General features: G+C 52.2%; 1 protein-coding gene and 2 pseudogenes. 2 read left to right on the forward strand and 1 reads right to left on the reverse strand.

Annotated elements, in window-relative coordinates:
* On the forward strand, positions 1–855 hold an 855-nt coding region (locus AFK24_RS31520), incomplete at its 5' end, for an RHS repeat-associated core domain-containing protein (protein ID WP_276204940.1).
* A gap of 63 nt (positions 856–918) precedes the next feature.
* On the opposite strand, the pseudogene AFK24_RS07580 reads toward AFK24_RS31520, so the two are convergent.
* Positions 919–1185, reverse strand: a pseudogene (locus AFK24_RS07580) (formaldehyde dehydrogenase, glutathione-independent); the annotation flags it as partial.
* A 109-nt stretch (positions 1186–1294) separates the two neighbouring features.
* On the opposite strand from AFK24_RS07580, the pseudogene AFK24_RS07585 reads away from it, so the two are divergent.
* A pseudogene (locus tag AFK24_RS07585) lies at positions 1295–1560 on the forward strand (RHS repeat-associated core domain-containing protein); the annotation flags it as partial.

Below are 1560 nucleotides of genomic sequence, written 5' to 3' on the forward strand. Positions count from 1 at the left end.
TCGGTGCTACACGCCCTGGATGCTACGCAGGGGCAAGCATTTACCTACTCGCCTTATGGTTTTCGCCCGCCGCATCTGGACCTGCCGGGCTTCAACGGCGAACAGCCTGATCCGGTGACCGGGCATTATTTATTGGGCAATGGGTATCGGGCGTTCAATCCGGTATTGATGAGATTCAACAGCCCGGACAATTTGAGTCCGTTTGAGGACGGTGGGTTGAATGCTTATGCGTATTGCGTCGGGGATCCGGTTAATCGGGTGGATCCGACAGGGCATACGCCAGCTCTACTTAAGATGTTATTGAGGGCGATTGGGTTTATGCGGAAAGCTAAGCCAAAGCCTGCAACCAATATTAATCTTATACATGTTGGTGCTATTAGTTTTGAAAATGCATTGAGTCGTGGCAGAAGACAATTGAATATTAGTGCGCATGGTATGCCTGTAGCTGCACATGAACGTACTTTAATGAGAGTGGGGCGCGACGTTCTTACACCAGATGAACTGGCTGTTCAGTTGCAGCGTCGTGGCGTTAAAGTTGAAAAATTTGATCGGGTGCGTTTGTTAATATGCAATTCAGCGAATGGAGGAGAGGCTTCCTTTGCCGCTGAGTTCTCGAGAATTATTCAGGGGGAAGTACAAGGTTTCAGGGGCAAGGTCTGGGTTGGGGGTGGGGCGGACAAAATCTTGCCATTGATAAGGGACGGATCGCCTAAGATTCGCCGACTTTCCGATGGTTATTATTATGGAAAAGGTGTGCGCGTGCCCAAGAAAAATCCATATCAACGGGATGATCCCCGCTACAAAACCTTCAATTATCAACCCGAAACTTTCGGAAAAGAATTTCGACGGCGCTGAATTATGCTACATAGAGCTGCAGTCGTAAAATAGGCGACCCTCAGGTCGCCCATAGTCGAGTGGCTACGCCGCACTAAACAACTTATGCGGATCAATCACAAACTTCTTCGGCACGCCGGCATCGAACTCGCCATAACCGCGTGGTGCGTCGTCGAGGCTGATGACTTCGACACCCACGATGTCTGCGATCTTGATGCGGTCCCACATGATGGCTTGCATCAGTTGGCGGTTGTACTTCATGACTGGGGTCTGGCCAGTGTGGAAGCTGTGGGATTTGGCCCAGCCCAGGCTCAGACGAATGCTCAGGCTGCCCATTTTCGCGGCAGCGTCGCGCTGCTCGTGAGCTCCTGCAAACCTAGTAGTTTTGCTAGGTAGGCAACGGGTAGAAATTGGATGAGACTGATATTACCGCTCTTCGCTATTCGAAGGACTTGATGCCATGGTTTCTTCTGTCGCCGCCGCACTTTGTACTTATTCCTACGACCCGCTGGATCGTCTGGCCGCCGTATCACCTGCGGGATCAGACAGCGTTCAGCGTTTCTATCAGAAGAGTCGCCTGACCACGGAAATTCAGGGCGAGATACAACGCGCCGTGTTTCAGACCGAGGATCACTTACTGGCACGACAGCAGCGCCAAGGCAGCACCACCGATTGTGCCTTGCTCGGCACCGACCAACAGCGCTCGGTGCTACACGCCCTGGATGC

Source organism: Pseudomonas syringae, assembly GCF_001698815.1.
Taxonomy (GTDB): Bacteria; Pseudomonadota; Gammaproteobacteria; order Pseudomonadales; family Pseudomonadaceae; genus Aquipseudomonas; species Aquipseudomonas syringae_A.